General features: G+C 53.9%; 1 pseudogene. It reads left to right on the top strand.

The window, feature by feature from the left end:
- A pseudogene (locus ACTHUM_RS19305) lies at positions 1 to 471 on the top strand (FAD-linked oxidase); the annotation flags it as partial.

The raw sequence follows: 471 nt of genomic DNA, 5'->3' as shown, positions 1-471 counted from the left end.
CTCCAGAAGCGCGCAAAACCTTCTGGCTTGACCGCAGCCGCACCGCCGCCATCGCCAAACATACCAACGCCTTTAAAATCAACGAAGACGTGGTAATCCCACTCGAAAGGCTCGGTGAGTATTCAGACGGCATCGAACGCATCAACATTGAGCTTTCCATCCAAAACAAACTCAAACTCTGTGCCGCCTTGGAGCAATATCTGTCCGGCAAACTCCCCATCGACAAAATGGGAACAGACCTGCCAACCGCCGAACTGTTAGGTGAACGCGGCAAACACGCCCTAGCCCACGTTTCCTCTGTCAAAGCGCGTTGGGAATGGTTGCTTGCTAACTTGGATGCGCCACTTGCCGACTATAAAGCTCGCTATGGCGCATCCGTCCACGCCGCGCCCGAAGCCAAAGACAATGAAAGCTGCTTTATTGCCTTCCGCGATTTCCGCCTGCGTGTGTCTGTCAAAGCGGACGTAATGA

It is taken from the genome of Neisseria sp. P0021.S006, assembly GCF_051956895.1.
The sequence above is the reverse complement of the archived record's forward strand: the minus strand, read 5'-3'. Positions and strand labels throughout refer to the sequence as shown.